Source organism: Duganella sp. (assembly GCF_039595735.1).
Classification (GTDB): domain Bacteria; phylum Pseudomonadota; class Gammaproteobacteria; order Burkholderiales; family Burkholderiaceae_D; genus Rugamonas.
Genome location: NZ_JBCNLB010000033.1, coordinates 22,724 through 29,313, shown reverse-complemented (window position 1 = coordinate 29,313; position 6,590 = coordinate 22,724). Strand labels below are relative to the sequence as shown.

At 61.5% G+C, this 6,590-nt stretch carries 7 protein-coding genes; 2 read left to right on the top strand and 5 right to left on the bottom strand.

Translation table 11 applies throughout. The features are described 5' to 3' along the window. Positions 1-122 precede the first annotated feature (122 nt). The 4 genes from ABDW57_RS27395 to ABDW57_RS27380 form a co-directional block, all read right to left on the bottom strand. Entirely contained in the window at positions 123-404 is a 282-nt protein-coding gene (locus ABDW57_RS27395) for a hypothetical protein (RefSeq protein ID WP_343733302.1), read from the bottom strand. Between the two features lie 67 nt (positions 405-471). Then, entirely contained in the window at positions 472-864 is a 393-nt protein-coding gene (locus tag ABDW57_RS27390; protein WP_343733301.1) for a VOC family protein, read from the bottom strand. Positions 865-931: 67 nt separating this feature from the next. Beyond that, the gene (locus ABDW57_RS27385; RefSeq protein WP_343733300.1) at positions 932-1,597 is read right to left on the bottom strand and encodes a GntR family transcriptional regulator; all 666 of its coding nucleotides are present in this window, start codon (positions 1,595-1,597) and stop codon (positions 932-934) included. Beyond that, positions 1,594-2,538, bottom strand: a complete 945-nt coding sequence (locus ABDW57_RS27380) for a dihydrodipicolinate synthase family protein (protein WP_343733299.1) — start codon at positions 2,536-2,538, stop codon at positions 1,594-1,596. Before ABDW57_RS27380 ends, ABDW57_RS27385 begins: the two co-directional genes overlap by 4 nt. Before the next feature lie 256 nt (positions 2,539-2,794). Between ABDW57_RS27380 and ABDW57_RS27375 the strand changes: the two genes are divergently transcribed. Together ABDW57_RS27375 and ABDW57_RS27370 are read left to right on the top strand one after the other, a co-directional pair. Next, positions 2,795-4,561 carry a hypothetical protein gene (locus ABDW57_RS27375; protein WP_343733298.1) on the top strand — a complete coding sequence of 589 codons (1,767 nt, stop codon included), beginning with the start codon at positions 2,795-2,797 and terminating at the stop codon, positions 4,559-4,561. 90 nt (positions 4,562-4,651) lie between these two features. Beyond that, on the top strand, positions 4,652-5,761 hold the full coding sequence (locus ABDW57_RS27370; RefSeq protein ID WP_343733297.1) for a catalase family protein: 1,110 nt from the start codon (positions 4,652-4,654) through the stop codon (positions 5,759-5,761). Here the strand turns inward: ABDW57_RS27370 and ABDW57_RS27365 are convergent, their stop codons facing one another. Further along, a complete protein-coding gene (locus tag ABDW57_RS27365; RefSeq protein ID WP_343733296.1) occupies positions 5,762-6,523 on the bottom strand; it encodes a transporter substrate-binding domain-containing protein in 762 nt (253 codons plus the stop codon). Between the last annotated feature and the right edge of the window lie 67 nt (positions 6,524-6,590).

Here is a 6,590-nt window from a genome sequence, read left to right as displayed (position 1 = left end):
GTTGGCTGGCCAGCGTGTTGGAACGTCTCCCGACGTGCCCTAACAGCCAGATCGATTCGTTGCTGCCTTTTCTGAACTCTACGCAGTCCCAAGCTTGCTGAACAGGTGGATGCGCCGGACGCTTACGTAGCTTCGAGCTTTTTCAACTCATCTTTGGTAGTGGCTTCAAGTTGCTTCAGGTCGTTTTTTCTGGCGGCTTCGAGCTTCTTTAAGTCATCTCTGGTGGCGACTTCGAGTCGCTTCAAGTCATCTTTCGTGGCGACTTGGAGCTCCTTCAAGTCATCCTTGGTCGCGACCCGGCTCATCACTTCAGTCAACACTTGCGCGTGCACTTCGGCCTGCTCGCGCGGTGCGCCGACCGCTTCAAGCCGCTTGCAATAACCGAGCGTATCGAGAGAGTTCATTCGTTCAGTATCTGCTTTCCCGTGGCGATTGCAAGCGTGGCACTATGATCTGCGTCAATGACTGCGTCTAAGATCCGGTCCACACCAAGTTCCACAGGTGGCCATCAAGGTCTTCAAAGCCTTGGTCGTACATGAAGCCGTGATCCTCTGGCGGATGGGGGATGCGGGCGCCGGCGGCTGTGGCCTTGGCGATCAGGCTGTCGAGTTCTCCGCGGGTGTCGCAACTGAGGCAGAGGATGACTTCGTTGGCTTCTCTGGCATTCACCACCGGCTTGTTGATGAAGGAGTGGAAGAAGTCTTCAGTCATCAGCATGGCGCGGACGCTGCCTTCCACCACCTCCATGAAGGCCGCTTTATCGCTGCTGTATTGCGGATTGAAGGTGAAGCCCAGCGCAGCGAAAAATGCCTTGGATTTTTCCAGGTCTTTGACCGGCAGGTTGAAGATGATTTCTTTTTTCATGACGCCTCCACGTTAACAGGTTGGGTATTACCTTCCTACGACGAACGGCGGCGCCTGAAATCGACAGCTATGGCCGCCGTTGAGACAAAATAAATTGCTCCAGATCCTTGCTGGCGTGCTCGATGTGCCGCTTCAGCAGGGACGCCGCGCCACGCACGTCGCCGCGTCGGCACAGTTGTACCAGTTCTTCATGCTCGTGCTGCGCCTGGCGGATGCTGTCGGCGCTTAAGGATAGTTGCATGCGCGTGTAGCGGTCGGTTTGCTGCAGCAGGGTGGCGACGATGGCGGCGGTGCGCGGCTGCCCGGCACGCGACAGCAGCACCTCGTGCAGCCGCGTGTTGAGCTCGCCCCAGCGGGTGGTGTGCTGGGCGTGCAGCTCCACCTTGTACTCGGCCAGGATGGCGTCCAGCTCGGCGTAGTCTGCGGCCGTCAGTCCGGGCGCGGATTTCTTCAGCAGCACCGGCTCCAGCAAGCTGCGCAGCATGAACAGTTCGTTGATTTCCTCAATCGACAGACCGGACACCACCGCGCCCTTGTGCGGGACGATCTTCACCAGACCTTCGCCCTCCAGCTGCACCAGCGCCTCGCGCACCGGAATCCGGCTGATGCCGAACTCGGCCGCGAGCGCGTCCTGCCGCAGCGAGACGCCTTCCGCCAGCTCGCCCGACAGGATCTTGCGGCGCAGCGCGTCGGCCGCCTGTTCCGCTACCGTGGTGACGGCCAATCCCTTCACGCGGCCACTTCTTTCGACCAGTTGGCGTACCAGCTGCGGAACAGCGCATACTGGGTTTCCGCGTAGCGGCGCTGGCTGGCGCTGAGGGCGTCGGTTTCGTTGAAGTGCAGGGTGTATTCCTGGTCGCCGTTCAGCACCATCAGATATTTGTAGAACAGCACCAGGTCGGTGCCTTCGTCAAACGAGGACAGCACCAGCAGCGCGGCTTCCAGCTCACGTGCCTGACGGCGCGCCACGGCGTCGCCGGCGGCGGCCTTGCGTGACAGCGATACCAGATGCAGCACTTCGCGCGGCAGGGCATTGCCGATGCCGGTGATGGCGCCGGTGGCGCCGCAGTTGACGAAGCCGTGGAACACCTGGGTATCCACGCCCACCATCAGGGTGACGTTGTGGTCCTGGCTGGTGATGTGTTCGGCCGCATAACGCAGGTCGGCGGCGCCGCCGAATTCCTTGAAGCCGATCAGGTTGGGGTGCTGGGCGCGCAGCCCGAAGAACAGGTCGGCGCGGGTGGCGAAGCCGTAGTACGGGCTGTTGTAGATCACCGCCGGCAGCTTGGGTGCCGCCGCCAGGATCGCCGAGAAGTGGGCCTTTTGCGCTGCCGGCGACGAGCCGCGCGACAGCAGACGCGGAATCACCATCAGGCCGTGCGCGCCGACCTGGGCGGCGTGGGCGGCGTGCGACACGGCTTCTTTCGAATTGACCGCGCCGGTGCCGACGATGGTTGGCACGCCGGCCGCCACCAGACGCGCCACGCCTTCCTGGCGCTGCGCTGCGGTCAGCAGGGGCCAGTCGCCCATCGAGCCGCAGTACACCACGGCGCTCATGCCGGCGTCGATCAGTTCACGGCCTTTTTTGACCAGCGCGTCGTAGTCGGGCGTGCGGTCTGCCTTGCACGGGGTCATCAGGGCCGGGATGGTGCCGGTGAAAATGTTGTCGCTCATGGTGGTTCCTTCGGGCTGCGTTAGAGGGTGTCTGCATCATACCGATTTTGGATATTTTATACAATCATCGCATCGCAACGATGCGCTGCGAGCCTTTAGATCCGTCGTTATAAAAAACATCTTCTTATTTAAAAAATATTTCTTGAGGTTTCAATGGCCTCAGAGTAGGCTTGCTTATTCTTTAAGTTATTTTTAGAAACTTTGCAAATTGCTATGGGGGTCAATGATGTGTAGCGCATGGCTTAAAAGCTGCCTGTTGGTGTTGTTCTCTCTTTTCCTGTCGGTCGCTCATGCAGGGAACAGCCTCCCGGCGCAGCAAGTTGCGTTTGGCGGCAGCTTTGAGACCACGGATTTTCAAAACGCTGGCAACTGCGTCAATCCGAATGGCCATACCTTTGCGTGCTCATGCCCTGGAGGTACCGCGCCGAAATTTTCGCTGCGCGTGATTAACGACTCCGGTGGCGGCAATGTAAACTTTTGCTCAAGTGGCGCACCTGCTGGATCGAGCGAGTTTTATGGCGTCTATCAGATAGACGATGCGGTTGCCGGCGGCATTGGTTGCCGTAAGGCAAACGCTCTGACAGGTAGCTGCTCTTGCCCGGCGGGCACGTACTCCGAGCATATGCAGACCTTGGTAGATACGGCGGGCGGTACTTTCATCAATAGCAATATCTACATGTGCATGAAGGCCACCTCGTCGTGGACCTCGTTTGGCGGAGTGTTCCAAAAAGACGATAACAACAGCTGCCGCGCTCCCAACCAGTACACAGGCGGTTGCTCATGCCCGGCAAATTTCAGTGCCGTTACCACGCGAGTGCTGGTCAATGGCAGCGGCGGGCAGGGCGGCTCGACGATATACACCTGCTACCCCCCCGCCCAGTCGGTGCAAATTTGCCCCGGCCAGACAGCTGACCCTACCGGGCGCGTTGATGCCAGTACGGCGATCAATGCTTGTATCAGCCAAACGGTGGCCGGCGGCACGTTGGAATTGCCGGCCGGGACCTACCTGCTGAATACAGGAATTATCATCAACAAGGCGATGACCCTGAAAACCAGCTTGGTGGCTTTGACGGACGAACCATGTGGCAACTCCACGCCCTGCGCCACCTTTGTGGCCAGCCCAACCTTCAGCGCGGCCAATGGTCTCCTGGCGACCACATCTGGGCTGACCGGTGTCACGATCGATCACATTGTGTTGAATGGCAATCGCTTTGCTCGCCTCAGTTCTGCCGCCGCCAATACCTGCCGCTCGACCGACCCGCTCAAGGCACCCGGCTTTAACGCCAATATTCAAAACTGCAAGAGCTGCAAATTGACGAACTCGGTTTCGACACGTGCTTTGTGTGGCACGGGGATGTCATTCGTGGGCGATAAGGCAACAATCAGCAATAACACCTTCTCCTACAACGGTGACCACCCAAGCATGGTGGCAGATGGCCTGACTTTTTCGAACGCTACAGCTGCGGACGATGTAAATTCGAGCATCACCAATAATAAATTCATTGATAACACCGATGTCGGACTGATCATGGGAAGCGCCAAAAATGGCACGATTACCGGCAACGTCGTTACCCAATCGCAGTTGGTGGCGTATGTCGGGATCATGCTGGATAACTTCGCGGGTAATTGGCCAGGGAATTACGTTGGCGCGACTGTTTCGGGCAATACGGTGAATTGTGCGGTCGATAAGTGTTTCTATGCGGTGCAGATAGGTGCGCACACCTGGTATGCCTCGCCTCCCACCTTGCTTGGCGGATCGGTGATCAATAATACGATCACCGGCGGTTTTTTCGGCATCAATATCGATGGTGCTGGTACGAGCACTTATCCGCTTACGGTGGCTAACAATACGATCTCCGGGTGGGGCACTGCGTTAGGCGCTTATACCTGTCCTTCGACGGGGGCCGTTTTCACGCCGGGACGGATTAACCGATCACCGCACGCACTGCTCAGCGCATCCAGCACGCCGGTGTCGCCCAGTGATACCGCATTCGTTACGGATGGCTATTGCTACGGGCGCTAATCTGCTCTCGTCGCGTGGGAGGTGCGTCACACCACAGACGCAGCTGATGTAGCGGCGCGAAGATAGAGCGTTACTCAACGAGGCTGCCCTATGGACTTTCCTACCCGCCATTTGCACCAGCCCTTGCCCTACGATCCCGCATATGAAGTGCCGGAGGAGGGCGAGGCTGAAACCACCGCCAGCCTGATCGAGGCGATGCAACACATTGCCGCCACCGTGGACCAGGACACTGGCCATGCCCACCGCGGCGTGCATGCCAAGAGCCACGGCTTGCTGCGCGGTGAGCTACGCGTGTTGAACAACCTGCCGCCCGATTATGCGCAGGGCCTGTTCAGCCATCCCGGCGCCGCCTGGCCGGTGGTGCTGCGGCTGTCGACCACGCCCGGCGATCTGCTGGATGACAAGGTCTCGACCCCGCGCGGCATGGCGGTCAAGGTGGTGGGCGTGCCCGGCGCGCGCCTGCCCGATGGCGCCGGCGATGTCACGCAGGATTTCGTGATGGTCAACGGCCCCACCTTCCAGGCGCCGACCGCGCGCCAGTTCCTCGGCAGCGTCAAGCTGCTGGCCGCCACCACCGACAAGGCGCCCGGCCTGAAGAAGGCGCTGTCGGCGGCGCTGCGCGGCGCCGAGAAAGTGGTGGAGGCGGTGGGCGGCGAGAGCGTCGCGCTCAAGGGCCTGGGCGGCCATCCGGAAACCCACATCCTGGGCGAGACCTTCTACACCGTGGTGCCCCTCCTGTACGGGCGCTACATGGCCAAACTGTCGCTGGCGCCGCTGTCGCCGGAGTTGCGGGCGCTGAAGGACCAGCCGGTCGCGCTGGCGCACAAGCCCAACGGCCTGCGCGGCGCGGTGGTGGATTTCATGACCGATCACGCCGCCGAGTGGGAACTGCGGGTGCAGCTGTGCACCGACCTGGCTGCCATGCCGATCGAGGACGCCACCGTCGAGTGGAGCGCGCCCTGGGTGACGGTGGCCCGCATCAGCGCGCCGCCGCAGGCCGGCTGGACGCACGGCCTGTCGGTGCTGGTGGACGATGGCATGCAGTTCAATCCCTGGCACTGCATTGCCGAGCACCGGCCGCTCGGCTCCATCATGCGCGTGCGGCGCGCGGTGTATGCCGCCTCGGGCCGCTTCCGCGCGGAACGCAACCAGGTGGCGCTGGCCGAGCCGCACAACCTCGACCACTGGCGCGAGCATTGATCACGGTTCGCCGTAGCGGCTGCGGATCGCGCCCAGCACGCCATGCTGCTCCAGTCGCTGGATGGCGGCGTTGATGCGCTCCAGTTCGGCCCGGGTGGTGCTGCGCTTGTTGAGCATGAGGTGCACCGGCGCGCGCAGTGCCACCAGCGGCAGCGGACTGATGGCGATGCCCTGCACCTTGGCCTGGTAGCGCAGGGCGCCGCTGTCGCCCAGGATCAGGTCGGCCCGGCCGGCATCCAGCATGCGCAATCCCTGCTCGAAGTGGGCGAAGGTGCTGAGCTTGCCATTGGCGCTCAGCGTCGGCTGCGCGCGCGCGTAGGCCGTACCATACCAGCCCACCTTGGGCGCCAGCAGTGCCAGCTTGCTGTCCACCAGCGCCTCCATGCTGGTGATGTGCTGATAATGCCGGCGTGCGTTGCTGCGCGAAAATACCCCGACGGTTTCATGGCGGTATGCCAGGCTGAAGCGCGCGTAGCGGCGCCGCTCGGGCGTATTGGAGGCGGATAGCATCAGGTCCAGCTGGCCTTGTTCGAACAGGCGCTGGCGGCGCGCGGTCGGCAGCTCGGCCTGTACGGCCAGCGTGCAGCCGGCCTCCTTGAAGATGGCTTGCACCAGTTCCCAGTCCAGCCCGCTCGGGGCGGTATTGGGCTGGCGGTACAGGTAGGGCGGCCATTGTTCCAGCGCCAGGCGCATCTCGCATGCTGACGCCTGCGCAGCCAGCCCCAACGCAGCGATGGCGGACCACCAATAACGCGCTTGCATGCCGCCACCCTCTCTTGATCGATGGCTACAATTTGCCAGATATGCCGCGAATGTCAAGCGTGCGCAA

What these genes read in the sequence shown, in the direction of transcription:
- ABDW57_RS27370 (WP_343733297.1), top strand. Translation starts at nt 4,652, where the DNA reads ATGGACTTTCCTACCCGCCATTTGCACCAGCCCTTGCCCTACGATCCC.
- ABDW57_RS27380 (WP_343733299.1), bottom strand. Translation starts at nt 2,538, where the DNA reads ATGAGCGACAACATTTTCACCGGCACCATCCCGGCCCTGATGACCCCG.
- ABDW57_RS27390 (WP_343733301.1), bottom strand. Translation starts at nt 864, where the DNA reads ATGAAAAAAGAAATCATCTTCAACCTGCCGGTCAAAGACCTGGAAAAA.
- ABDW57_RS27395 (WP_343733302.1), bottom strand. Translation starts at nt 404, where the DNA reads ATGAACTCTCTCGATACGCTCGGTTATTGCAAGCGGCTTGAAGCGGTC.
- ABDW57_RS27365 (WP_343733296.1), bottom strand. Translation starts at nt 6,523, where the DNA reads ATGCAAGCGCGTTATTGGTGGTCCGCCATCGCTGCGTTGGGGCTGGCT.